At 60.8% G+C, this 25,630-nt stretch carries 21 protein-coding genes; 9 read left to right on the top strand and 12 right to left on the bottom strand.

The window, feature by feature from the left end; genetic code table 11:
* Positions 1-130: 130 nt before the first annotated feature.
* The 9 genes from Q7C30_RS17280 to rpmH all read right to left on the bottom strand — a co-directional run bounded on the left by Q7C30_RS17280 (position 131) and on the right by rpmH (position 8,791).
* Positions 131-1,003, bottom strand: coding sequence for a ParB/RepB/Spo0J family partition protein (locus tag Q7C30_RS17280; protein ID WP_295485484.1), 873 nt, complete (start codon positions 1,001-1,003; stop codon positions 131-133).
* A gap of 9 nt (positions 1,004-1,012) precedes the next feature.
* Positions 1,013-1,804, bottom strand: a complete 792-nt coding sequence (locus Q7C30_RS17275; protein ID WP_116889949.1) for a ParA family protein — start codon at positions 1,802-1,804, stop codon at positions 1,013-1,015.
* Between the two features lie 18 nt (positions 1,805-1,822).
* A complete protein-coding gene (gene rsmG / locus Q7C30_RS17270; protein ID WP_317872221.1) occupies positions 1,823-2,473 on the bottom strand; it encodes a 16S rRNA (guanine(527)-N(7))-methyltransferase RsmG in 651 nt (216 codons plus the stop codon).
* Positions 2,470-4,362 (bottom strand): tRNA uridine-5-carboxymethylaminomethyl(34) synthesis enzyme MnmG, encoded by a 1,893-nt coding sequence (mnmG, locus tag Q7C30_RS17265; protein WP_116889945.1) that lies wholly within the window; start codon positions 4,360-4,362, stop codon positions 2,470-2,472. Before mnmG ends, rsmG begins: the two co-directional genes overlap by 4 nt.
* Before the next feature lie 496 nt (positions 4,363-4,858).
* Positions 4,859-6,229: a tRNA uridine-5-carboxymethylaminomethyl(34) synthesis GTPase MnmE gene (gene mnmE / locus Q7C30_RS17260; RefSeq protein WP_317872220.1), complete on the bottom strand. Its 1,371-nt coding sequence runs from the start codon at positions 6,227-6,229 to the stop codon at positions 4,859-4,861.
* An 86-nt stretch (positions 6,230-6,315) separates the two neighbouring features.
* Positions 6,316-7,998, bottom strand: coding sequence for a membrane protein insertase YidC (gene yidC / locus Q7C30_RS17255; protein ID WP_029614325.1), 1,683 nt, complete (start codon positions 7,996-7,998; stop codon positions 6,316-6,318).
* A 2-nt stretch (positions 7,999-8,000) separates the two neighbouring features.
* A complete protein-coding gene (yidD, locus tag Q7C30_RS17250) occupies positions 8,001-8,246 on the bottom strand; it encodes a membrane protein insertion efficiency factor YidD (RefSeq protein ID WP_011536514.1) in 246 nt (81 codons plus the stop codon).
* The gene (gene rnpA / locus Q7C30_RS17245) at positions 8,239-8,643 is read right to left on the bottom strand and encodes a ribonuclease P protein component (RefSeq protein WP_295485490.1); all 405 of its coding nucleotides are present in this window, start codon (positions 8,641-8,643) and stop codon (positions 8,239-8,241) included. The genes yidD and rnpA overlap by 8 nt, the downstream gene beginning before the upstream one ends.
* Positions 8,644-8,656: 13 nt before the next feature.
* Entirely contained in the window at positions 8,657-8,791 is a 135-nt protein-coding gene (rpmH, locus tag Q7C30_RS17240; protein ID WP_003253163.1) for a 50S ribosomal protein L34, read from the bottom strand.
* A 588-nt stretch (positions 8,792-9,379) separates the two neighbouring features.
* Here rpmH and dnaA point away from each other — a divergent pair.
* Genes dnaA through gyrB form a run of 4 tightly spaced genes read left to right on the top strand, consistent with a single transcriptional unit; the run spans position 9,380 to position 15,602 of the window.
* Entirely contained in the window at positions 9,380-10,915 is a 1,536-nt protein-coding gene (gene dnaA, locus Q7C30_RS17235; protein ID WP_039582181.1) for a chromosomal replication initiator protein DnaA, read from the top strand.
* A gap of 40 nt (positions 10,916-10,955) precedes the next feature.
* A complete protein-coding gene (dnaN, locus tag Q7C30_RS17230) occupies positions 10,956-12,059 on the top strand; it encodes a DNA polymerase III subunit beta (protein WP_029614323.1) in 1,104 nt (367 codons plus the stop codon).
* A 14-nt stretch (positions 12,060-12,073) separates the two neighbouring features.
* Complete coding sequence (recF, locus tag Q7C30_RS17225) at positions 12,074-13,177, top strand: DNA replication/repair protein RecF (protein WP_317872219.1); 1,104 nt, start codon at positions 12,074-12,076, stop codon at positions 13,175-13,177.
* Between the two features lie 4 nt (positions 13,178-13,181).
* On the top strand, positions 13,182-15,602 hold the full coding sequence (gene gyrB / locus Q7C30_RS17220) for a DNA topoisomerase (ATP-hydrolyzing) subunit B (protein ID WP_029614321.1): 2,421 nt from the start codon (positions 13,182-13,184) through the stop codon (positions 15,600-15,602).
* A 103-nt stretch (positions 15,603-15,705) separates the two neighbouring features.
* Here gyrB and Q7C30_RS17215 read toward each other — a convergent pair whose 3' ends face one another.
* On the bottom strand, positions 15,706-17,010 hold the full coding sequence (locus Q7C30_RS17215; RefSeq protein ID WP_029614312.1) for a sigma 54-interacting transcriptional regulator: 1,305 nt from the start codon (positions 17,008-17,010) through the stop codon (positions 15,706-15,708).
* Between the two features lie 223 nt (positions 17,011-17,233).
* Here Q7C30_RS17215 and Q7C30_RS17210 point away from each other — a divergent pair, with 223 nt between their 5' ends.
* From Q7C30_RS17210 to Q7C30_RS17200, 3 genes are read left to right on the top strand one after another with little or no spacing between them, the layout of a single operon-like run.
* Complete coding sequence (locus Q7C30_RS17210; protein ID WP_317872218.1) at positions 17,234-18,118, top strand: MBL fold metallo-hydrolase; 885 nt, start codon at positions 17,234-17,236, stop codon at positions 18,116-18,118.
* A 38-nt stretch (positions 18,119-18,156) separates the two neighbouring features.
* The gene (locus Q7C30_RS17205; RefSeq protein ID WP_317872217.1) at positions 18,157-19,431 is read left to right on the top strand and encodes an FAD/NAD(P)-binding oxidoreductase; all 1,275 of its coding nucleotides are present in this window, start codon (positions 18,157-18,159) and stop codon (positions 19,429-19,431) included.
* Complete coding sequence (locus Q7C30_RS17200; RefSeq protein ID WP_317872216.1) at positions 19,428-20,246, top strand: sulfite exporter TauE/SafE family protein; 819 nt, start codon at positions 19,428-19,430, stop codon at positions 20,244-20,246. Before Q7C30_RS17205 ends, Q7C30_RS17200 begins: the two co-directional genes overlap by 4 nt.
* Here Q7C30_RS17200 and Q7C30_RS17195 read toward each other — a convergent pair.
* Complete coding sequence (locus tag Q7C30_RS17195) at positions 20,235-21,122, bottom strand: LysR family transcriptional regulator (RefSeq protein WP_317872215.1); 888 nt, start codon at positions 21,120-21,122, stop codon at positions 20,235-20,237. The two genes, Q7C30_RS17200 and Q7C30_RS17195, sit on opposite strands and share 12 nt — an antisense overlap.
* Positions 21,123-21,307: 185 nt before the next feature.
* Here Q7C30_RS17195 and Q7C30_RS17190 point away from each other — a divergent pair, with 185 nt between their 5' ends.
* Both Q7C30_RS17190 and Q7C30_RS17185 read left to right on the top strand, forming a co-directional pair.
* On the top strand, positions 21,308-22,957 hold the full coding sequence (locus Q7C30_RS17190; RefSeq protein WP_317872214.1) for a GMC family oxidoreductase N-terminal domain-containing protein: 1,650 nt from the start codon (positions 21,308-21,310) through the stop codon (positions 22,955-22,957).
* Between the two features lie 99 nt (positions 22,958-23,056).
* Positions 23,057-24,673, top strand: coding sequence for an MFS transporter (locus tag Q7C30_RS17185; RefSeq protein WP_039582160.1), 1,617 nt, complete (start codon positions 23,057-23,059; stop codon positions 24,671-24,673).
* Positions 24,674-24,849: 176 nt separating this feature from the next.
* Here the strand turns inward: Q7C30_RS17185 and Q7C30_RS17180 are convergent, their stop codons facing one another.
* On the bottom strand, positions 24,850-25,620 hold the full coding sequence (locus Q7C30_RS17180) for a lysophospholipid acyltransferase family protein (RefSeq protein WP_039582158.1): 771 nt from the start codon (positions 25,618-25,620) through the stop codon (positions 24,850-24,852).
* Between the last annotated feature and the right edge of the window lie 10 nt (positions 25,621-25,630).

Below are 25,630 nucleotides of genomic sequence, written 5' to 3'. Positions count from 1 at the left end.
TCGACCGCCTCGTCAGCGATGACTTGGCATAATTTGTGCCGACAAAATGCGCGCAGAGTATAGGGGTGGATGCCCCCCTATTCAACTATCGGGTAGTGATTTCCGACTGCGCGCTACAACGGGAATTGTTTCAGCGGATGTGGGCAAGTACGCCCTGAAGCTCGTCGAGCGAGTTGTAGCGGATGACCAACTGGCCTTTGCCCTTGTTTCCATGACGAATCTGCACCGAAGAGCCCAGGCGCTCGGCCAGGCGCTGTTCCAGGCGGGCGATGTCCGGATCAGATTTATCCGATTGCACCGGCTCAGGTTTACCGTTCAACCACTGACGAACCAGTGCCTCGGTTTGGCGCACGGTAAGGCCGCGTGCGACAACATGTCGCGCCCCCTCCTCCTGACGATGTTCCTCCAGGCCGAGCAGCGCACGGGCATGACCCATTTCCAAGTCGCCATGGGCGAGCATGGTCTTGATCGCTTCGGGCAGGGTGATCAGGCGCAACAGGTTGGCGACGGTCACCCGCGACTTGCCGACCGCATCGGCCACCTGCTGCTGGGTCAGCTCGAACTCCTGCTGCAGACGCTGCAACGCCATGGCTTCTTCCAGCGGGTTGAGGTCTTCGCGCTGGATGTTCTCGATCAGCGCCATGGCGATGGCGGCTTCGTCCGGTACTTCGCGGACCATGGCCGGAATGCTGTCCAGACCGGCCTGCTGGGTGGCGCGCCAGCGACGCTCACCGGCGATGATCTCGTAGCGGCCTTCACCGATCGGGCGCACCACGATGGGCTGCATCACGCCATGGTTGCGGATCGAGTGCGCCAGCTCTTCCAGCGCTTCAGGGTCCATGTCGCGGCGCGGCTGATACTTGCCGCGCTGAATCAGCTCGACCGGCAGGCGCTGCAGCTCCTTCTGATCGACCTTGACCGCCTGCTCTTCGAGCGCGCTGACGGATGGACCACTGAGCAGTGCATCCAACCCACGTCCGAGACCGCGTTTCTTGATGGCCATGCGGATTCCTTAAGTTGTCTGTGCAGTGCGGGTTTGACGACGCTGGCGGCGCACCAACTCACCGGCCAAGGCCAGGTAGGCGAGCGCTCCGCGCGACTGCTTGTCGTAGGCCAGCGCCGGCATGCCGAAGCTCGGCGCCTCGGCCAGGCGGATGTTGCGCGGGATCACCGTGTCGTAGAGCTGATCGCCGAAGTGTTCCTTGAGCTGCGCCGAGACATCGTTGTTCAGGCTCAGGCGCGGGTCGTACATGGTGCGCAGCAGGCCCTCGATCTTCAGTTCCGGGTTCAACCGGGCAGCGATGCGCTTGATGTTATCCACAAGGTCGCTCAGCCCTTCCAGTGCGTAGTACTCGCACTGCATGGGAATGATCACGCCATCGGACGCGACCAACGCGTTGAGCGTCAGCATCGACAGCGAGGGCGGGCAGTCGATGAGAATGAAGTCGTAGTTGTCGCGGATCGGCGCCAGCGCGTTGCGCAGACGGCTTTCCTTCATCTGCATTTCCAGCAGCACCACCTCGGCGGCAGTCAGGTCGCGGTTGGCTGGCAGCAGTTGGAAACCGCCGTGCTCGGAGTACTGCATGGCCTGGGCCAGGTCGCATTCCCCGATCAGCAGGTCGTACACCGAGTGCTCGAGCTCGTGCTTATCCACACCGCTGCCCATGGTGGCGTTGCCCTGTGGATCGAGGTCGATCAGCAGCACGCGGCGCTTGGTCGCGGCCAGCGATGCGGCGAGATTGATGCAGGTGGTGGTCTTGCCGACCCCACCCTTCTGGTTCGCGATTGCGAATACCTTAGCCATTGTTGCGTGTGTTCCCAGTCAAGCCTTGCGGCGCAGTATCAGCAGATGGCGCTGGCCCTGGCAACCTGGAACGGTCAGGGCCTGCTCGCTTTCCACTGTGAAGTCTGCGGGCAATGCTACCAGTTCATCGGCAGGATGCAGCCCTTTCATTGCAAGCCATTGCGTCTTGGCATCGCCGAGGTGGCGAGTCCAGTTCGTGAAGTTCTCCATGCTGCTGAATGCCCGGGAGATGATTCCGCAGAACGGCTGCTCAGGCTGCACCTCTTCCACCCGGCTGTGGATAACGTTGAGGTTGTCGAGCTTGAGCTCCATCTTCACCTGGGTGAGGAAGCGAGTCTTCTTGCCATTGCTGTCGAGCACGGTGATGTGCTTTTGCGGATGCAGGATGGCCAGCGGGATACCGGGCATGCCGCCGCCACTGCCGACGTCGAGCCAACGCTGAGTGTCGCTGTGGATAAACGGGATGACGCTGAGGCTGTCGAGCAAGTGGCGCGACACCATCTCATCCGGGTCGCGCACGGCCGTCAGGTTGTAGGCCTTGTTCCATTTGATCAACAGGGCCAGGTAGGCCAACAACTGGGCGTGCTGCTGCTGGCTCAGTTCGACACCAAGCTGCCGCGCACCTGTGGACAACTCTTCGGCGTGTTGCGGGGTGACCAAGACACTCAAGCGCTTTGCTCCAATTCGCGGCCGGCGCCGCGTTTCTTCAGGTGAATCAGCAACAGGGAAATAGCGGCCGGGGTAACGCCAGGAATCCGCGAAGCCTGGCCCAGCGTCTCGGGACGGGTCTGGCCGAGTTTGCCCTGGATTTCCTTGGACAGTCCGGAAATACCGGTGTAGTCGATATCCACAGGGAGCCGGGTGTCTTCGCTGGCCCGCAGTCTGGCGATCTCGTCCTGCTGGCGGTCGATGTAGCCCGCGTATTTGGTCTTGATCTCGACCTGTTCGGCCACCTGTGGATCGATGACGTCACCGCCGGTGGCCTCGACCAGACCGGCATAGTCGATCTCAGGCCGTGCCAGCAGGTTGAGCAGGCTGTACTCGTGGGCCAGTGGTGTGCCGAACTTATCCACAACCGCTTGGCCTTGTGGGGTACCCGGACGAATCCAGGTGCTCTTCAGGCGCTGTTCTTCGCGCTCGATGCCTTCGCGCTTGGCGCTGAACGCCGCCCAGCGCGCATCATCGATCAAGCCCAGCTCACGACCCTTCTCGGTCAGGCGCAGATCAGCGTTGTCCTCGCGCAGAATCAGCCGGTACTCGGCGCGCGAGGTGAACATGCGGTAAGGCTCCTGGGTACCCAGGGTGATCAGGTCGTCGACCAGTACGCCGATGTACGCCTCGTCGCGGCGCGGGCACCACGCCTCGCGACCTTGTGCGCGCAACGCCGCATTGGTGCCGGCCAGCAAGCCCTGCGCGCCAGCCTCTTCGTAACCGGTGGTGCCGTTGATCTGACCTGCGAAGAACAAGCCGCCGATGACCTTGGTTTCCAGGCTGTATTTCAGATCGCGCGGATCGAAGTAGTCGTACTCGATGGCATAACCCGGACGCACGATGTGCGCGTTCTCCATGCCACGGATCGAGCGCACCAGCTCGAGCTGGACATCGAACGGCAGCGAAGTGGAGATACCGTTGGGGTACAGCTCATGGGTGGTCAGGCCCTCAGGCTCGATGAACACCTGGTGGCTTTCCTTGTCGGCGAAGCGGTGGATCTTGTCTTCGATCGACGGGCAATAACGCGGGCCGACCCCTTCGATCACGCCGGAGTACATCGGTGAACGGTCGAGGTTCGAGGCAATGATTTCATGGGTGCGGGCGTTGGTATGGGTGATCCAGCAGCTCACTTGACGCGGGTGCATGGCGGCGTTGCCCATGAACGACATGACCGGGATCGGCGTGTCACCCGGTTGCTCGGTCATGACCGAAAAGTCCACGGAACGTCCATCGATGCGCGGCGGCGTACCGGTCTTCAGGCGACCGACGCGCAGCGGCAGTTCGCGCATGCGGTGGGCCAGGGCGATCGACGGTGGATCGCCGGCACGCCCGCCGGAGTGATTCTGCAAACCGATGTGGATAAGTCCACCGAGGAAGGTGCCGGTGGTCAGCACGACGGCATCGGCGAAGAAACGCAGACCCATCTGCGTGACCACGCCTTTGACCTGGTCCTGCTCGACGATCAAGTCGTCGCACGACTGCTGGAATATCCACAGGTTGGGCTGGTTTTCCAGAATTTCACGCACCACCGCCTTGTAGAGGGCCCGGTCGGCCTGGGCGCGAGTAGCGCGCACGGCCGGACCCTTACGGTTGTTCAGGACGCGGAACTGGATCCCGCTCTTGTCGGTGGCCAGCGCCATGGCGCCGCCGAGCGCATCGATTTCCTTGACCAGGTGGCTCTTGCCGATACCGCCGATGGCCGGATTGCAGCTCATGTGGCCGAGGGTTTCCACGTTGTGGGTCAGCAGCAGGGTTTTTACACCCATGCGTGCAGACGCAAGCGCAGCCTCGGTACCGGCATGGCCGCCGCCGATGACGATCACTTCAAAACGGGAAGGGAAATCCACCACGTACCTCGTGCCTGTTTTTGCGAATAGAGAAGGTAAGCCGACAAGTATAGGGGGTTCACCCGCTCCATTGAAACCGGTTGAGCAAAATTTGATCAGGCTGTGGATGAATGGCAGACAACAGAAATCAAAAAGGAAAAAGTTAAAGAAGCTTTGTTTTTATGTTTATTCTTATGCAGCCTATTGTCTGTGGATAAAACGCTACAGGCCCCTATTACCAAGGATTACAAGGATTCAAAACCCTGTGCCGAACCCGACCTGAGGGCTTTGGATAAGGCCGTTTAACCTGTGGATTAAATGACTACTTACACACAGGCAGCCTTATCCTCGGAAAAAAAGCGCGGTTATCAACGGAGCTGAAGGACGGTTTTCCACAGGGCTCAGGTGCGCGGTATGCAGTCTGTGGACAGCCACGATGCAGGTCACGGTCCCCTCTTTTGACAGACGAAAAAAAGCCGCTCGGGTCAGAGCGGCTTGGGTGAGACGGTGCGCTGCGTCATTTACCGATGCAGAAACTCGAGAAGATCCGTCCCAGCAAATCGTCCGAGCTGAATGCTCCAGTGATTTCGCCCAGCGCCTGTTGGGCCTGGCGCAGGTCTTCTGCCAGCAACTCCCCTGCGCCAGCGAGAGTCAGTTGCGCTCGACCATGCTCCAAGTGCTCGCTGGCGTGACGCAGCGCATCCAAGTGACGGCGACGCGCACTGAAGCTGCTCTCGGCGGTCTGTTCATAGCCCATGCAGGCCTTGAGATGATCGCGCAGCAAATCCAGTCCACTGGATTCGCCCTTGGCGCTGAGGGTAAGGGTCACGTGTCCATCCTCGCTCTGCACGAGACCTACGGCCTCACCACTCAGATCGGCTTTGTTGCGGATCAGCGTGACCTTGGCCGGATTCGGGCGTTGATCGAGAAACTCAGGCCACAGTGCGAACGGATCGTTGGCTTCCGGCGCGGTGGAATCCACCACCAGCAACACTCGATCGGCTTCGGCGATGGCCTTGAGTGCGCGCTCGACACCAATCTTTTCCACATGGTCTTCGGTATCGCGCAGACCTGCGGTGTCCACTACATGCAGCGGCATTCCATCGATGTGGATATGTTCGCGCAGGATGTCCCGCGTCGTGCCGGCGATGTCGGTCACGATCGCTGCCTCGCGCCCCGCCAACTGATTCAGCAGACTGGACTTGCCGGCATTGGGCCGACCTGCGATCACCACTGTCATGCCATCGCGCAGTAACGCGCCCTGCCCCGCTTCACGCTGGACTGTGGATAACGCTTCGCGTACCGCGTCGAGCATCCCCAGCACATGACCGTCGGCGAGGAAATCGATCTCTTCCTCAGGGAAGTCGATGGCGGCCTCGACATAGATCCGCAAGGCAATCAACGCCTCGGTGAGCGCATGCACGCGTTTGGAGAAGGCACCTTGAAGCGAGCGCAAGGCGTTACGCGCCGCCTGGGCGGAACTGGCCTCGATGAGGTCGGCGATGGCTTCGGCCTGGGCCAGGTCGAGCTTGTCGTTGAGAAAGGCGCGCTCGCTGAATTCACCAGGACGTGCCAGACGGCAACCCAGCGCCACGCAGCGCTGCAGCAGCATATCCATCACCACAGGACCGCCGTGGCCCTGCAGCTCGAGCACATCCTCTCCGGTAAAGGAATTAGGCCCGGGGAAGTACAGGGCGATGCCCTCGTCCAGCACCAGACCGTCTTGTGCACGGAAAGGGCCGTAATGAGCGTGACGCGGCGTCAGCGTGCGACCGGTGATGGTCCGCCCCGCTTCGCTGGCCAGCGGTCCTGACAGACGGACGATACCCACACCACCGCGGCCCTGTGCGGTGGCGATGGCAGCAATGGTTTCACGCACTGAATTCATGCTCTAGGCCTCTGTTAGGAATTCGTCAGATAGCAAAAACGCCCCACTAGGGGGCGTTTTTATTCACAGGCAAACCGGGCTGCCCGTCAAGCGGCAGCTTTTTTGGTCGCTGCCTCGATGCGGCGGGTGATGTACCACTGCTGAGTGATGGACAAGCAGTTGTTCACAACCCAGTACAGCACCAGACCGGCTGGGAACCACAGGAAGAAGAAGGTGAAGATGATCGGCATCATTTTCATGACCTTCGCTTGCATCGGATCCGGCGGTGTCGGGTTCAAACGCTGCTGGATGAACATGGTCGCGCCCATGATGATCGGCAGGATGAAGAACGGATCCTTGATCGACAGATCGGTTATCCACAGCATCCACGGCGCTTGGCGCATCTCGACGCTTTCCAGCAGTACCCAGTACAGGGCCAGGAACACCGGCATCTGCACCAGGATCGGCAGGCAGCCGCCCAGCGGGTTGATCTTCTCTTTCTTGTACAGCTCCATCATCGCCTGGGACATCTTCTGGCGATCGTCACCGAAGCGTTCCTTGAGCTGGGCCAGCTTCGGCGCCACGGCACGCATACGCGCCATCGAGCGATAGCTGGCGGCCGAGAGCGGGAAGAACAGACCTTTGATGAGCATGGTCAGGACGATGATCGACCAGCCCCAGTTACCCAGCAGGCTGTGGATATGTTGCAGCAGCCAGAAGATCGGCTGAGCGATGAACCACAGGAAGCCGTAGTCGACGGTGAGTTCCAGGCCTGGGGACAACTCTTTGAGCTTGGACTGGATCTTCGGACCGGCATACAGCATGGCGCTGGTCTCGGCCTTGCCACCGGCAGGTACGTTAAGCGCCGGACCGGTGTAGCCGATGATGTAGTTGCCTTGGCTGTCCTTGCGAGTCTGCACGACGTTGTTGTCAGACTTGGCCGGAATCCACGCGGTGACGAAGTAGTGCTGCAGCCAGGCGACCCAGCCGCCCGACACATTTTCTTTCAAACTGCCTTTGTCGATGTCCTTCATCGACACCTTCTTGTACGGCTCCGAACTTGTCCACAGGGCGGCGCCCAAGTAGGTGGCAGTGCCGGTAGCGGTGCTCGAAGACGGATCGGAACTGGCGTCGCGCTTGAGCTGGGCAAACATGTTGCCGGTCCAGGGCGCGGCGCTCTGGTTGTCGATCAGGTAGCTGACATTCAGGTCGTACTCACCGCGCTTGAAGCTGAAGCGCTTGATGTAGTTGACACCGTTGTCGCTGAACTTGAGGTCGACCACCAGTTGGTCCTGACCGTTGGCCAGTTGGTAGCTCTTCTGCTCGGCGGCATACAGCGGACGGCCGGTGGAACGGGCGTCTGGACCGTCGGTGCCAGTCAGACCGCTCTGGGCCAGGTAGACGCGCTCGCCACCGTTGTCGAACAGCTGGAAGGCGATGTCCGGATGATCCTGACGACGCGGGTACTTGGGCAGGGTCAACTGGACGATGTCGCCGCCGACCGGGTCGATAGCCAGGTCCAGGACGTCGGTCTTGACCCGGATCAGGTCCTTGCTGACAGCGACTGGCGCGATTTCAGCAGGGCTGGCCTCGGCGTTGGCGCTCGGCACGTCGGCGCTGGCGCCAGTGTTGCTGGCCGCAACGGTATCCGGCAGGGCCGGTGCAGCGTTGTTGGCCGCCGTGTGCTGAGTCGGCAGGGCTGCCTGGCCATAGTCCTGGTTCCACTTGAGGACCAGCACATAGGACACGATTGCCAGGGCGACGATCAGGATCGTGCGTTTAATATCCATGATTACTCGGCTATCGAAGAAGTTCGGGAAGAAGGAGCTGGCGGGACGGGATCGAAACCGCCGTCGTTCCACGGATGACAACGACCCAGGCGACGAACGGCAAGCCACCCGCCACGCAGGAGGCCATGGTTTTCAATGGCTTCGTACGCGTAACAGGAGCAACTGGGATAGAAACGACAGTGACTGGCCATCAGAGGACTAATGGCGTAACGGTAGAACTGGATCGGAACGAGGGCCAGTTTACGCATCGTGACTGTCTACCCGTGCGGAATCGGCAGGTACCGCTGGAGCGGGCCGACCGCGGGCCAGGCGCTTCCAGAGTTTGCCAAAGTGTTGGTGCAATTCTGGGTTTTCCACCTCGCCCAACCCCTTGCGCGCGACGATCACGATATCCAGCCCGGCCAGACTGTGCTGGTTCAGACGGAACGAGTCGCGCATCAAGCGTTTGAGGCGATTGCGCTGAACGGCGAGCTTGACGCTCTTCTTGCCGATCACCAAGCCGAGGCGTGGATGATCCAACCCGTTCTCGCGAGCAAGGATAAGCAGGTTTTTCCCTGGAACCTTGCCGGTTGGGGAGTCAAAGACCGCTTTGAAATGCCGGGGTGTAAGCAGTCGCTTGTCCCGACTGAAGTCCTGACTCACCACCTGTACCGAAAAATCAAATGGCCAGACGCTTACGGCCTTTGGCACGACGACGCGACAGAACGGCACGGCCGTTCTTGGTGGCCATACGAGCACGGAAACCGTGGGTGCGCGCGCGCTTGATGGTGCTTGGTTGGAAAGTACGTTTCATGGCGTGTTACCTGGGTTGTCGACAACGGGCCGGGATGGCCCCCTTTTTAAGAGACCGGCGATTCTAGAGAAAGCAAGGCAATAGGTCAATTTCCAACCAACATTCCTTGAAGGTGCGCCTTTCTGGTGAATCGGATGCCTTGAACACCGGTCGGCCCATCGAGCACGTTCAGTCGCTCAACATGAAAAATAGAAAGGACATATTTAAAGCTTTTCTGAAGAACTTATAAATCTTATGTGGACAAGTATCTGTGGATAACCGCCTGAAGGATAGATTTCATGGGCTGTACAGAGAATCATAAGTGTGTCGGTAACAGGTGCTGCGGCTGTGCCCATCGGACAAATATCCTGTGGATGGAATGGCTTGTTACCCACAGATGATTTATCCACAGCGTTGCCCCTAGGGTTGTGCATAGACCTCATGCAGGGTTATCCACAGTGCTTATGAGCGCTCCCCTGCGTTGTACTGGTCGTTAAATGGCAGATATGGCACGTCCCAATCCTCGGTCTCGTGTGGATAAGTGGCCGCTCGCCCGGTACAATGGCGGTTTGCTTTTGCCTCATCCGGCTTTCAACTCAGGGGATATCCGTGTCAGTGGAACTTTGGCAGCAGTGCGTGGAGCTTCTGCGCGATGAACTGCCTGCCCAGCAATTCAACACCTGGATCCGTCCGCTACAGGTCGAAGCCGAAGGCGACGAGTTGCGCGTCTATGCGCCTAACCGTTTTGTCCTCGATTGGGTCAATGAAAAGTACCTCGGCCGCCTGCTCGAACTGCTCGGTGAGCAAGGCAGCGGTTTGGCGCCGGCGCTTTCGCTGTTGATCGGCAGTCGTCGTAGTTCTGCGCCCAGGGCCGCCCCGAACGCACCGGTGAGTGCAGCGATGGCGGCATCTTTGGCTCAGACTCAGGCCAAGCAGGTGGTGCAGCCCGCCGCTGCGCCAACTGTAGCCGCGGCCGCAGTGGCTCCCGTCGAGCCTGCGTCGGTCAGCGAAGCCGAATCGCCCGCCAACAATGTCTACGACACCACAGACGAGCCGACGCCAGCTCCAGTTGCCGCCACGCGTAGCGAGCAACGCACTGTGCAGGTCGAGGGCGCGCTCAAGCACACCAGTTACTTGAACCGTACCTTCACCTTTGAAACCTTCGTCGAGGGTAAGTCCAACCAGTTGGCACGCGCAGCCGCCTGGCAGGTGGCCGACAATCCCAAGCATGGCTACAACCCACTCTTCCTTTATGGTGGCGTCGGTTTGGGTAAGACCCACTTGATGCACGCTGTGGGTAACCACCTGTTGAAGAAGAACCCGAATGCCAAGGTCGTCTACCTGCATTCCGAGCGTTTCGTCGCCGACATGGTCAAAGCCCTGCAGCTCAATGCGATCAACGAATTCAAACGGTTCTACCGCTCGGTGGACGCGCTGTTGATCGACGACATCCAGTTCTTCGCGCGCAAAGAGCGTTCCCAGGAAGAGTTTTTCCACACCTTCAACGCGTTGCTCGAGGGGGGTCAGCAGGTCATTCTCACCAGCGACCGCTATCCCAAGGAAATCGAAGGCCTGGAAGAACGCCTCAAGTCGCGGTTCGGTTGGGGCCTGACGGTTGCCGTCGAGCCACCTGAACTGGAGACTCGCGTTGCGATCCTGATGAAGAAGGCCGACCAGGCCAAGGTGGAACTGCCCCACGACGCTGCGTTCTTCATCGCACAGCGTATTCGCTCCAACGTTCGCGAACTGGAAGGTGCGCTCAAGCGGGTGATCGCCCATTCGCACTTCATGGGGCGTGATATCACCATCGAATTGATCCGCGAGTCGCTCAAGGATCTGTTGGCACTGCAAGACAAGCTGGTCAGTGTGGATAACATCCAGCGCACCGTGGCCGAGTACTACAAGATCAAGATCTCCGATCTGTTGTCCAAGCGCCGTTCGCGCTCTGTGGCTCGCCCGCGTCAGGTGGCCATGGCCCTGTCCAAGGAGCTGACCAACCACAGCTTGCCGGAGATCGGCGACATGTTCGGCGGCCGGGATCACACTACGGTGCTGCACGCCTGCCGCAAGATCAACGAATTGAAGGAATCCGACGCGGACATCCGCGAGGACTACAAGAACCTGCTGCGCACGCTGACCACCTGATGGGTGACGGCGCAGCTTATTGAAGGCAAGGGACTAGACCATGCATTTCACCATTCAACGCGAAGCCCTGTTGAAACCCCTGCAACTGGTCGCAGGCGTCGTCGAGCGCCGCCAGACCTTGCCGGTCCTGTCCAACGTCCTGCTGGTGGTACAAGGCCAGCAACTGTCGTTGACCGGTACCGACCTGGAAGTCGAACTGGTTGGCCGCGTGCAATTGGAAGAGTCGGCCGAGCCCGGCGAAATCACCGTTCCGGCACGTAAGCTGATGGACATCTGCAAGAGTCTGCCCAGTGACGCGCTGATCGATATCAAACTCGACGAGCAGAAGTTGTTGGTCAAGGCCGGGCGCAGCCGCTTCACCCTGTCCACGCTGCCCGCCAATGATTTCCCCACTGTAGAGGAAGGTCCGGGGTCGCTGACCTGCAATCTGGAGCAGAGCAAGCTGCGTCGCTTGATCGAGCGCACCAGCTTCGCAATGGCTCAGCAGGATGTGCGCTACTACCTCAACGGTATGTTGTTGGAAGTCTCGACCGACACACTGCGCGCTGTCGCCACCGACGGCCATCGTCTTGCGCTGTGCGCAATGCACGCGCAGATTGGTCAGGCCGAACGCCATCAGGTCATCGTGCCGCGCAAAGGTATTCTTGAACTGGCCCGACTGCTGACCGACCCGGAAGGTATGGTCAGCATCGTGCTGGGCCAGCACCATATTCGCGCGACCACGGGTGAGTTCACCTTCACCTCCAAACTGGTCGATGGCAAATTCCCTGATTACGAGCGTGTACTGCCTAAGGGCGGCGACAAGTTGGTCGTGGGTGATCGCCAGGCCCTGCGTGAAGCGTTCAGCCGTACCGCGATTCTCTCCAACGAAAAGTACCGTGGCATCCGTCTGCAATTGGCTTCGGGTCAGCTCAAGATTCAGGCCAACAACCCGGAGCAGGAAGAAGCCGAGGAAGAGATCAGCGTGGACTACGAAGGCGGCTCGTTGGAGATCGGCTTCAACGTCAGCTACCTGCTGGACGTTTTGGGTGTGATGACCACTGAGCAAGTTCGTTTGATCCTGGCCGACTCCAACAGCAGTGCGCTGTTGCAGGAAGCCGGCAATGACGACTCGTCCTATGTCGTCATGCCGATGCGCCTGTAACCGTAGCAGGCCCAATGTCCCTTCGACGTCTGTCGGTCACCGCGGTGCGAAACCTGCACCCGGTGACCCTCTCTCCCTCCCCCCGCATCAACATCCTCTACGGCGCTAATGGCAGCGGCAAGACCAGTGTGCTCGAAGCGGTTCATCTGCTTGGGCTAGCGCGCTCGTTTCGCAGCACTCGCCTGAATCCTGTCATTCAATACGAGCAGCCGACCTGTACGGTTTTCGGTCAGGTTGAGGTGTCAGACGGGGCGACCAGTAACCTGGGTGTTTCGCGTGAGCGGCAGGGCGATTTCACGATTCGCATAGATGGCCAGAACGCACGCAGCGCGGCTCAATTGGCTGAGATGCTCCCCCTACAACTGATCAACCCCGACAGCTTCCGGCTATTGGAAGGCGCCCCCAAGGTACGCCGACAGTTTTTGGATTGGGGTGTGTTCCACGTGGAACCTCGATTCATGGCTACCTGGCAGCGCCTGCAGAAGGCCCTGCGGCAGCGGAACTCGTGGCTGCGACATGGTACACTTGACGCCGCTTCGCAAGCCGCCTGGGACCGGGAATTGTGTCTCGCCAGCGCGGAAATAGATGAATACCGTCGCAACTACATCAAGGCCTTGAAGCCCGTCTTCGAGCGAACCCTGAGTGAACTGGTCGAGCTGGACGGATTGACCCTTAGCTACTATCGAGGCTGGGACAAGGATCGGGATCTTAGCGATGTCCTGTCCACTGCGCTGCTTAGAGACCAGCAGATGGGCCACACCCAGGCCGGTCCTCAGCGTGCAGATCTACGTCTGAGATTGGGCGCCAACAACGCGGCCGACATCCTCTCACGGGGTCAGCAAAAACTGGTGGTTTGTGCCCTGCGTATTGCTCAGGGGCACTTGGTTAGCCAGGCTCGCCGCGGTCAGTGTATTTATCTGGTGGATGACTTGCCGTCCGAACTGGACGAGCAGCACCGCCGTGCGCTATGCCGCTTGCTTGAAGAATTACGCTGCCAGGTGTTCATCACCTGTGTAGATCACGAATTACTGAGGGAAGGCTGGCAGACGGATACGCCAGTTGCTTTGTTCCACGTGGAACAAGGCCGTATCACCCAGACCCACGACCACCGGGAGTGAAGGCATGAGCGAAAATCAAACGTACGATTCCTCCAGCATCAAGGTGCTGAAAGGGCTGGATGCCGTGCGCAAGCGTCCCGGCATGTACATTGGCGACACCGATGATGGTAGCGGCCTGCACCACATGGTCTTCGAAGTGGTCGACAACTCGATCGACGAGGCGCTCGCCGGTCATTGCGATGACATCACCGTCATCATTCACCCTGACGAATCGATCAGCGTGCGCGACAACGGTCGCGGTATTCCGGTCGACGTACACAAGGAAGAAGGGGTTTCCGCCGCTGAGGTCATCATGACCGTCCTGCACGCAGGCGGTAAATTCGATGACAACTCCTACAAAGTATCCGGCGGTCTGCACGGTGTAGGCGTCTCCGTAGTGAACGCGCTTTCGGAAAAACTGGTGTTGACCGTGCGTCGCAGCGGCAAGATCTGGGAGCAGACCTACGTTCATGGCGTACCACAGGCGCCAATGGCGGTTGTCGGTGAAAGCGAAACCACCGGTACCCACATCCACTTCAAGCCCTCGGCTGAAACCTTCAAGAACATTCACTTCAGCTGGGACATCCTGGCGAAGCGGATTCGTGAGCTCTCTTTCCTCAACTCGGGTGTCGGCATCCTGCTGAAGGATGAGCGGTCGGGCAAGGAAGAGTTCTTCAAGTATGAGGGCGGTCTGCGCGCCTTCGTCGACTTCCTGAACACCAACAAGACGCCGGTCAACTCTCAGGTGTTCCACTTCAACGTCCAGCGAGACGATGGTGTGGGCGTTGAAGTCGCGTTGCAGTGGAACGACAGCTTCAACGAAAACCTGCTGTGCTTCACCAACAACATTCCTCAGCGCGATGGCGGTACTCACCTGGTGGGCTTCCGCTCTTCGCTGACCCGCAGCTTGAACAACTACATCGAGCAAGAAGGTCTGGCCAAGAAGAACAAGGTTGCGACCACGGGTGACGATGCGCGAGAAGGCCTGACTGCGATCATTTCGGTCAAAGTGCCGGATCCCAAGTTCAGCTCGCAGACCAAGGACAAGCTGGTCTCCTCGGAGGTGAAGACCGCCGTGGAACAGGAGATGAACAAGTACTTCGCCGACTTCCTGTTGGAGAACCCCAACGAAGCCAAGGCAGTGGTCGGCAAGATGATCGACGCAGCGCGTGCTCGAGAAGCAGCGCGTAAAGCGCGGGAGATGACCCGCCGTAAAGGTGCGCTGGATATCGCCGGTCTGCCGGGCAAACTGGCAGACTGCCAGGAAAAGGATCCTGCCCTTTCCGAACTGTACTTGGTGGAGGGCGACTCTGCAGGTGGGTCAGCCAAGCAAGGCCGTAACCGTCGCACTCAAGCGATCCTGCCATTGAAGGGTAAGATCCTGAACGTCGAAAAAGCGCGCTTCGATAAGATGATCTCCTCCCAGGAGGTCGGCACGCTGATCACTGCGCTGGGCTGTGGCATCGGTCGCGACGAGTACAACATCGAGAAACTGCGCTACCACAACATCATCATCATGACCGATGCTGACGTCGACGGTTCGCACATCCGTACGCTGCTGCTGACCTTCTTCTTCCGCCAGTTGCCCGAGTTGGTCGAGCGTGGCTATATCTACATCGCTCAGCCGCCGCTGTACAAGGTCAAGCGTGGTAAGCAGGAGCAGTACATCAAGGACGACGAGGCCATGGAGGAATACATGACCCAGTCGGCCCTCGAAGATGCCAGCCTGCACTTGGACGAGTCTGCGCCCGCCGTGTCCGGTGTCCAGCTCGAGTCCTTGGTCAACGACTTCCGTACGGTAATGAAGACGCTCAAGCGCCTGTCTCGCCTGTACCCGGAAGAGCTGACCGAGCACTTCATCTACCTGCCAGAGATCACTCACGCTCACCTGGGCGAGCACGCCACCATGCAAGCCTGGCTGCCCAAACTCCAGGAGCGCCTGAATAGTTGCCAGAAGTCCGGTTTGAGCTACAAGGTCAGCCTGCGCGAGGACAAGGAGCGCAGTCTGTGGCTGCCGGAAGTGGAAGTTACTTCCCACGGCCAGGCCAGCTACGTGACCTTCAACCGAGACTTCTTCGGCAGCAACGACTACCGCTCGGTCGTGGGTCTGGGTAACAAGCTGGCGACGCTGCTCGGTGAAGGCGCTTATGTTCAGCGCGGTGAGCGTCGCAAGGCGGTGACCGAGTTCAAGGAAGCCTTGGACTGGTTGATGAACGAAAGCACCAAGCGCCACACGATCCAGCGATACAAAGGACTGGGTGAGATGAACCCGGATCAGTTGTGGGAAACCACCATGGATCCAACTGTGCGCCGTATGCTCAAGGTCACCATCGAGGATGCCATCGCAGCCGACCAGCTGTTCAACACCCTGATGGGCGACGCTGTCGAGCCGCGCCGCGACTTCATCGAAAGCAATGCCCTGTCGGTGTCTAACCTGGACTTCTAATCGTCCTCCACCGTTAGCGCATCAAAAAAGCCAAGGCCTCACCCGCCTTGGCTTTTTTGTTCCCACTCAGGAATGTTCCACGTGAAACACTCAAAAAAACTGCTCATGACTCGAGATCTCTAAGCCGCCGATAAAGTGTCCGCTCACTCATTCCAAGCTGTTTAGCAAGCTCACGTCGAGAGCCGTTGAAACTGTCCAGCGCTTGAGCCAGTGCCTTCAGTTCATGCAATTCACGTTTGTTCGTGCCCAAAGGGGCCAGCGCACCGCCCTCATCCAGCAGATGGTTTGCGCGAATCACACCGTCGTCGGCGAACAGCCAGGCACGCTCCAACAGGTTGCGCAGTTCACGAATGTTTCCGGGAAACGGATGCAGGCTAAGCCGCTCCAGCGCATCCGTGTCCACCTGAGCTTTGCCTTTGCCTGCAATGCGTTGCAGCAGACTGTCGATCAACAGCGGCAGGTCTTCGACCCGCTCGCGCAACGCAGGTAGGCGAATGGGGAAGCCGCTGATGCGGTAGTAAAGGTCTTCGCGGAAGCTGCCGTCGGCCACCATGGCCTTGAGTGGTTTGTGGGTGGCCGAGACCAGACGGAAATCCGAGTGCACGGTGCGCAGACTGCCTACCGGTCTGAAGCTCCCGGTCTCGATGAGCCTCAGCAACTTGACCTGCATGGCCAACGGCACTTCGCCGATTTCATCGAGGAACAGCGTGCCCCCATGGGCGGCCTCGGCCAGGCCGATTTTGCGTTGGGTCGCCCCGGTAAATGCACCCTTCTCGTAACCGAACAGTTCGCTCTCGAACAGCGACTCGGTCAGCCCGGTGCAATCGACCACCACCAGCGGACCATTGGCCCGCGGGCTACCCAAGTGCAATGCACGGGCGAACAACTCCTTACCGGTGCCTGATTCACCCTGAAGCAGCACAGGAATCTGCGCGGGTGCAGCACGTTGCAGACTGGCCAGCGCCGCCTTGAACGCGCTGGACTGTCCGACCAGGCCTTGCTGCTGGGGCTGGGCTGCAGCGAGGGTGATGCTGGTCAGGCGTTCGACGAACGCGACCACCCTGCCCTGTTCGTCCAGGATGGGCCGCAGTTCCACGTCGACATGTTCCGGTCCACGCGGGGTGTGATGAATGTGCAAGACCCGCTCCGGCACCTTGCTGTCCCACGCCTTGCGCATCGGACAGTGCTCGCCGGCCTGATCGCAGGGCACCGCATAGTGATGGGACACCCGATGGCATTTCTCGCCCAGGGGCGCACGATCCTCTATGGCGAACTGGCGCCGATAAGCCGCATTGGCGGCCAGGATGTTGTAGTCGGTATCGAGCACGATGCTGGGCAGCGCATCGTGTTCCAAATAGGAAACCAGCGCCAGGATGGCAGGATGGTGTGCAGCCGCGAGCTCGGACATAAGGGCACCGGAGGGAACTGCCAGCGAGGTTAGCAAGGACTGCCAATCACTGCCAGTCGCTGTCAGATGTCTGCCATCCCCGCTGGCAGCGATCCCCTAAGCGGTAGGAACACCCCCGTGATTAGGGGAAATCCCTGTCGGAAATGGCCTGGCATGCATCTTGAACAATGCTCAGTCCCTGCCGACGCTTCTGTTCAGGCGAGGCAGCGTTTTGGAGACTGTGATGATCATTGGCAACAACCTTCATGTGGAAGCCTTGTACGACCCGGCGACCTCCACCATCAGCTACTTGGTGATGGACCGGGAAACCCGGTACTGCGCCCTGATCGACAGTGTGCTGGATTACGACCCGAAGTCCGGACGCACCGATCAGCACTCTGCCGACCAACTCATCGCCCGCGTCGAGGCCCTGGGCGCCAAGGTGCAGTGGATTCTGGAGACGCATGTCCATGCCGATCACCTGTCCGCAGCGGCCTATCTCAAGCAGCGTCTCGGCGGCCAGATCGGCATCGGCGCGCAGATCACCCAGGTGCAGAAAACCTTCGGTTCGCTGTTCAACGCCGACTCAGGGTTCGCCCGCGACGGCAGTCAGTTCGACGTGCTGTTTAGTGATAACGACCGTTTTCGCATCGGCAACCTGCAGGCTCGGGCGCTGCACACGCCAGGTCATACGCCGGCCTGTATGAGCTACCAAGTCGAGGATGCCGGTGAGAGGGCCGTGTTCGTCGGCGATACGCTGTTCATGCCTGACTACGGAACGGCCCGCTGCGACTTCCCCGGCGCCAGCGCCCGTACCTTGTACCGATCGATCCGTCGCTTGCTGGCACTCCCGGAGCAGACTCGCCTGTTCATGTGTCACGACTACCTGCCAGGTGGTCGCGAGATGCAGTACGTCACCACGGTGGCCGAACAGCGTGCCCACAACGTGCACATCCACGAAGGCGTCAGCGAGGACAGTTTCGTGTCCATGCGTGAGGCTCGTGACGCCACGTTGGAAATGCCGGTTCTGATCCTGCCCTCCGTGCAGATCAACATGCGCAGCGGCCAAATGCCGGAGCCCGAAGACAACGGCGTGCGCTACCTGAAGATCCCGCTCAACCTGCTCTGAGCCTGCGGCTCCCATAACCAGAATTCAAAGGAACTCCCATGCCTGCCCTGCTTGCTTCTCCCGCCGCTGCTGACCACCATCAGGTGCTGATCGTCGGTGCTGGTGCCGCCGGTATCGCCACGGCTTCCAGTTTGATCAAGCGCGATCCATCGCTCGAGATCACCCTCATCGACCCCTCCGCCATCCACTACTACCAGCCGGGCTGGACCATGGTGGGCGCGGGTGTATTCGATGCCCCCTCCACCGCCCGCAACACCGCCGATCTACTGCCTTCCGGCGTGCGCTGGATTCAGTCGCGGGTGACCGGCTTCGCCCCCGAGCAGCGCCAGGTGATGCTGGAGGATGGCCGCACGTTGAGCTACCAGCAGTTGGTGGTCTGTCCTGGGCTCACGCTGGACTGGGGCGCCATCGAGGGCCTGGACGAAACGCTTGGCCGCAACGGGGTGACCTCCAACTACCGTTACGACCTCGCCCCCTACACCTGGAAGCTGGTGCAGTCGCTGCAACAAGGACGGGCGCTGTTCACTCAGCCGCCGATGCCGATCAAGTGCGCCGGCGCGCCGCAGAAAGCGCTGTACCTGTCCTGCGATCACTGGTTGCGCGCAGGTCGCCTAGGCGCGATCAAGCCGGCCTTCTTCAACGCCGGCGCCGTGCTGTTCGGCGTGGCCGACTATGTTCCGGCGCTGATGAGCTATATCGACAAGTACGGGGTCGACCTCAACTACAGCCAGCGTCTGGTGGCAGTGGACGGTCCCGCTCAGCGCGCCACCTTCGTGCGAACCTTGGCCGATGGCAGCAGCGAGACGCGCACCGAGCCCTTCGACTTCCTGCACGTGGTGCCGCCACAAGTGGCCCCGGACTTCATTCGCCAGAGCCCCCTCGCCGATGCAGCCGGTTGGGTGGATGTCGACCCGCACAGCCTGCGGCATCGCCAGTTCGCCGACATCCATGCACTGGGAGACGTCATCAACACCAGCAATGCCAAGACTGCCGCTGCCGCGCGCAAGCAGGCACCGGTGGTGGCCAACAATGTGCTGGTCGCACTGGGGCGTCTGTCCAAGCTGGCCGCCTATGACGGCTATGGTTCATGCCCACTCACCGTGGAGCGCGGCAAGATCGTCTTGGCCGAGTTCACCTACGGCGGCAAGCTCGCGCCCAGTTTCCCGCGCTGGCTGCTTGATGGCCGCAAGCCCACGCGGTTGGCCTGGCTGCTCAAGGCTCGGGTACTGCCGCCGTTGTACTGGAAGGCCATGCTCAAGGGCCACGAGTGGTTGGCGCGGCCACAACCCCTGGTAACCGAGACGTCCAAGTGATCGAACATCAAGTGCTCGGCGCTGGTCTGGGCGCCGTCATCGGTGCGGTCCTGGCATTGACCGGTGCTGGTGGCGGCATTCTGGCCGTGCCCTTGCTGGTCTTCGGGCTGGGGTTGTCGATGGTCGAAGCGGCGCCCATCGGCCTGCTGGCCGTGGGGCTGGCGGCGGCGGTGGGGGCGGTGCTGGGACTGCGGCAGGGCCGAGTGCGCTACCGTGCGGCGCTGCTCATCGCCGTCATCGGTATCGTCTGTGCGCCACTGGGGCTGGTGCTCGCTCATCGGTTGCCGAACGGGCCGCTGGCGTTGGTGTTCTCGGTCGTGCTGGTGTATGCCTGCCTGCGGATCTGGCGCAAGGCCAAGCGCGAACTGGCGGGTGAGTCGGCCTGCGCCGAGCGGCAGATCATGCCCTGTGTGCTCAACCCATTGCAGGGTCGTCTGCGCTGGACCTTGCCCTGCGCCCGCGCCTTGGCACTGACCGGCGCGGTGTCCGGCGTGCTGTCGGGGCTGCTGGGCGTGGGCGGCGGATTCGTCATCATTCCCGCCTTGAACCGTTACACCAACCTGGACATGAAGAGCATTGTCGCCACCTCGCTGGCGGTGATCGCGCTGGTGTCCGCCGGCAGCGTGGTCAGCGCCAGCCTAGGTGGCGTGATGCATTGGCAGGTCGGTGCGCCATTCGCCGCAGGCGCGGTCCTCGGCCTGTTGGCCGCTCGCCCACTCGCTGGAAAATTGGCCGGCCCGCGCCTCCAGCAACTGTTCGCCCTGGTGGGTATCGCCGCCGCAGTGTCGCTGGCGGCCAAGGTACTACTCGGCTAGCAGTTCGTGCTGCTGCTCGGCGCACAGCGTGAGCAGGTAATCCCAGACCACGCGCAGGCGCACGGACTTGTGCAGTTCGCGCCGGGTACAGATCCAGTAGCTGCGCTGGATGGTCTCGCTGGGCAGCACGCGGACCAGCCCGGGGTCATGTCGTGCCATGTAGTTGGGCAGTACGGCAATGCCCAGGCCCGCGCGGGCCGCCTGCTGCTGGGCGATCACGCTGGTGCTGCGAAAGACCACGCTCGGGGCTCTGCAGAAGCTGTTGAGGAACAGCAGTTCCTGGCTGAAGATCAGATCGTCGACGTAGCCGATCCAGCTATGACGGGCCAGGTCCTCGCGGCTTTGCAGCGGCGCGGCACGGTCCAGGTAGGCTTGGCTGGCGTAGAGCGCCAGGCGGTAGTCGGTGAGTTTGCGGGTGATCAACAGATCGGCATTGGGCCGTTCCAAGTGGATGCTGATTTCCGCCTCGCGATTGAGGATGCTGACGAAACGTGGCACCGCCACCAGTTCCACCTCCAGCCCCGGATAGCGCTCGAACAACACGCCCAGCCGTGGGGTGAAGAACATGATGCCGATGCCTTCGGTCACGCCCAGACGGATCTTGCCCAGCGGGGTGATTGCCTGGGTGATTTCCTCCTGCGCCAGCAAGGCCACGTTCTCCATGGCCTTGGCGTGCTTGAGCAAGGCCTGGCCGGAGGGTGTCAGTTCGTAGCCTTGGGCGTGCTGGACGAACAGCGCGGTGCCCAGGCTCTGCTCGATGTTCTCGATATGCCGGGCCACGGTGCTGTGGGTGGTGTTGAGGCGCTTGGCTGCGGTGAGCAGGCGACCACTGCGCTGCAGCTCCAGGAAAAATCGCAGGTCGTTCCAGTCGAACATGCCGATCACTGTCTCGGTTCCATGGGCCGGCACACCGCCGTCACAACGGAGGATGCGGACGCCTAAGAAAAGATAACGCTGTGCTAAAACGCACAACGGCTGCGCGAAAACTCGTGTTTCATCCGCGAAATTACTCACTAAGATGAATCGGGACAAGAATAAAAAATCAGGCCCGAGGTTGCCCCATGCCATCAGCCGATTCTCTCTACGACTACGTCGTGGTAGGCGCCGGTCCCGCCGGATGTCTACTGGCCAATCGATTGTCCGCCGATCCTGCCTGTCGCGTACTGCTGCTCGAAGCGGGCGGCCGCGACAACTACCCCTGGATTCACGTCCCTGTCGGTTACCTGTACTGCATCGGTAATCCGCGCACCGACTGGTGCTTCAAGACCGAAGCGCAGCCTGGGCTGGACGGTCGCAGCCTGGGTTACCCGCGCGGCAAGGTACTGGGTGGCTGCTCGTCCATCAACGGCATGATCTACATGCGCGGTCAGGCGGCCGACTATGATCGCTGGGCCGAACAGGGCAATGCCGGTTGGGCCTGGAAGGACGTGCTGCCGCTGTTCAAGGCCAGCGAAAACCACTTCGCGGGCGCCAGTGAGAGTCATGGCGCTGCGGGTGAATGGCGGGTCGAGCAGCAACGCTACAGTTGGCCCATCCTCGATGCCTTCCGCGACGCCGCCGAGCAGAGCGGTGTGGCCAAGGTGGCGGATTTCAACACCGGCGACAACGAAGGCTGTGGATACTTTCAGGTCAATCAGCGCAGCGGTGTGCGCTGGAACGCCGCCAAGGCATTCCTGCGGCCGATCGCGGCACGCCCCAACCTCACCGTTCTGACCGACGTGCAGGTGGATCAGGTGCTGCTCAACCAGAGCCGCGCCACGGCCGTGAAGGCGCGCTGGCAAGGCGCCTGGCATGAATTCGGCGCGCGCCGCGAGATCATCCTGTGCGCAGGCTCGGTTGGCTCGCCGGGCATCCTGCAACGCTCTGGCATCGGCCCACGTGCCTTGCTCAATGACTTGGGGATAACCGTTCGTCACGAACTGCCAGGTGTCGGCGGCAACCTGCAGGATCACCTGCAACTGCGCCTGATCTATCAGATTCGCAACACCCATACCCTCAACCAGATGGCCAACAGCCTGTGGGGCAAGTTGGGCATGGGCCTGCGCTACCTCTATGACCGCAGCGGTCCGCTGGCCATGGCGCCGAGTCAGTTGGGTGCGTTCGTGCGTTCTGGGCCTGAGCAAGCGTCGGCCAATGTGCAGTATCACGTGCAGCCGCTGTCGCTCGAACGCTTCGGTGAGCCCCTGCACCGTTTCCCGGCGTTCACCGCCTCGGTGTGCAACCTGCGTCCGGCCAGCCGGGGACGGATCGACATCCGCTCGGCCGACATGAACGCGGCGCCGCTGATCGACCCCAACTACCTCAGCGATGCCCAGGACCTGAAAGTCGCCGCCGACAGCATTCGCCTCACCCGGCGCATCGTCCAGGCCCCTGCCCTGGCGATCTTCGATCCCAAGGAGTATTTGCCGGGCGCCGCCTTGGACACCGAAGAACAGCTGTACGAGGCGGCCGGCAAGATCGGCACCACCATCTTCCATCCGGTCGGGACCTGCCGCATGGGCAGCGGCGCGCTGGACGTTGTGGATAACCAGTTACGCGTTCACGGCATCCCCGGCCTGCGGGTGGCCGATGCCTCGATCATGCCGCAGATCGTTTCCGGCAATACCTGCTCACCCACCTTGATGATTGCCGAGAAGGCGGCGCAGCTGATTCTCAAGGGCACCCCCAGCCATCTCATGCTCAGCGACAGCAACGCGATACCGACGCCCTGACCGGGCGCGTGCAACACACCGGCAGCCTTGGAGTCGAGGGCCGCCGACAGTGGAACAAGAACAATAATCACTGTGGCCTGCGGGCCGAGGACAGCAACGATGTCGGACTACATCCAGCAACAGGGCGCCGCCGCTTCCAGCAGCCGCCGCGAGGAACGCAAGATCATTTTCGCTTCATCCCTGGGCACGGTGTTCGAGTGGTATGACTTCTTCCTTTATGGCGCGCTGGCGGCGGTGATCAGCAAGCAGTTCTTCGCGGGGGTCAACGACACCACGGCGTTCATCTTCGCCCTGATGGCCTTCGCCGCAGGCTTCCTGGTGAGGCCCTTCGGTGCCTTGGTGTTCGGGCGCCTGGGCGACATGATCGGACGCAAGTACACCTTCCTGATCACCATCGTACTGATGGGCCTGTCGACCTTCGCGGTGGGCCTGCTGCCCACCTATGCCAGCATCGGCATCGCCGCGCCGATCATCCTGGTGATCCTGCGCATGCTTCAAGGCCTGGCCCTGGGGGGGGAATACGGCGGTGCGGCCACTTACGTCGCCGAACATGCGCCACCGGGCAAGCGCGGTTTCCACACCGGTTTCATTCAGTCCACCGCCACCTTGGGGCTGCTGCTGTCGCTGGTGGTGGTGCTAGGCAGCCGCTACATCAGTGGCGATCAGTTCGAAACCTGGGGTTGGCGCCTGCCCTTCCTGCTGTCCATCGTGCTGCTGGGCATTTCCACCTGGATACGGATGAGCATGCATGAGTCTCCGGCCTTCGTGAAAATGAAGGCGCAGGGCAAGGTCAGCAAATCGCCGATTCGCGAGTCGTTCACCTCCTGGCCGAACCTGAAGGTGGTGCTCACCGCGCTGTTCAGCATCAACGCCGGGCAGGCCGTGACCTTCTACACGGCGCAGTTCTACGTGCTGTTCTTCCTCACCCAGATGCTCAAGATGGACCCCGCCCAGGCCAACACCCTGCTGATCATCAGCGTGGTGATCGGTGCGCCGTTCTTCGTCTTCTTCGGCTGGCTGTCGGACCGCGTGGGCCGCAAGCCGATCCTGATGATCGGTCTGCTGCTGGCCACGCTGTGCTATTTCCCTATGTTCAAAGCCCTCAGCCACTACGCCAACCCGCAGATCGACGCGGCCAGCCGTCAGTCGCCGATCGTGGTCAGTGCCGATCCGCAGGGCTGTACCTTCCAGTTCGATCCCGTAGGCAAGGCCCGTTTCGACAGCCCCTGCGACAAGGTCAAGACGTTCCTGGTCAAGCAGGGCCTGCCGTACAGCTCAGTGGCCGCGACCGGGAGCGAGGTGTCGGTGAGCATCGGTGACAAGACCATCAACGGTTTCGATGAGGCGGCGATGCGGGCAGCCGTCGAGCAGGCCGGCTATCCCGCCAAGGCCGATCCCGCCCAGGTCAACCAGGTGATGGTGGTGGTGCTGATCGTGGCGATGATCCTGATCGCAACCATGACCTACGGCCCGCTCGCGGCGGTAATGGTGGAGCTGTTCCCCACGCGTATTCGCTACACCTCGATGTCATTGCCCTATCACATCGGCAATGGCTGGTTCGGCGGGTTCCTGCCCACCGTGTCGTTCGCGCTGGTGGTGTACACGGGGGATATCTTCTATGGGCTGTGGTATCCGGTGTTGATCACCGGTGTCAGCCTGGTGGTGGGGATCTTCTGCCTGAAAGAGACCCGGGATGTGGATATCGATAAGGTCTGATAGCTGACGGGAAGCCATGAAAAAACCGGCTGTAAGAGCCGGTTTTTTTAAGCCGCAAAAAACTTATGCACGATTTTCAAGAACTCGTCATACAGGGAAATAAGCTTTTAATTCAAACACTTATCTCTAATTCCTGACGACTAATCGCCAAATTGCTAACAACTTATCCACAGTTCTCAAGCGACCGGAGTTGCGTCGCTTTCCTGCGTTGCAGGCAGCGAGCCCATCTCCCGTTGGCGGGCTTCGTTCCAGGCCTGGGCGCGGTCGTTGAGCTCGGCGATGGCGCGCGGTCCGGTACCGGTGGCGTACATTGGCTCACCGATGATGACCTCGATGGTGCCCGAGCGTTTGCCCCAGCCGGTCTTGGGCCAGAATTTGCCGGCGTTGTGGGCGATGGGCAGTACCGGCAGGCCGGCGTTCACGGCCAGCGCCGTGCCGCCACGGGAGAATTTACCTACCTGGCCGAACGGCACGCGCGTGCCTTCCGGGAAGATCAGTACCCACACGCCCTGCTTGAGCAGTTCGTCGCCCTTGCTGGCCACATGACGCAGGGCTTCCTTGGGATTGTTGCGGTCGATGGCGATGGGCCGCAGCATGGCCATCGCCCAGCCGAAGAACGGCACATACAGCAGCTCACGCTTGAGCACTTGGCTCAGCGGCGAGAAGTAGGCCGACAGGAAGAACGTCTCCCACGTGCTCTGGTGGTTGGCCAGAATCACGCATGGCTGCTGCGGTACGTGCTCGGCGCCGGTGATCTTGTAGTCGATACCGAGGATCGTGCGCGTCAGGAACAAGGCGCAGCGGCACCAATAGACATTGATGAAACGGTAGCGCCGTGGGAACGACAGGAACGGCGCGATGAAGAAGCTCAGTGAGCACCACAGCAGCGAACTGGTGCCCAGCAGCAGGTAAAAAAGAAAGATTCTGATCGCCTGCAGGATCGACATAGTGGCATGT

The sequence above is a fragment of the Pseudomonas sp. RAC1 genome (assembly GCF_030658255.1).
GTDB lineage: Bacteria > Pseudomonadota > Gammaproteobacteria > Pseudomonadales > Pseudomonadaceae > Aquipseudomonas > Aquipseudomonas boreofloridensis.
This window is presented reverse-complemented; position numbering and strand designations above follow the sequence as displayed.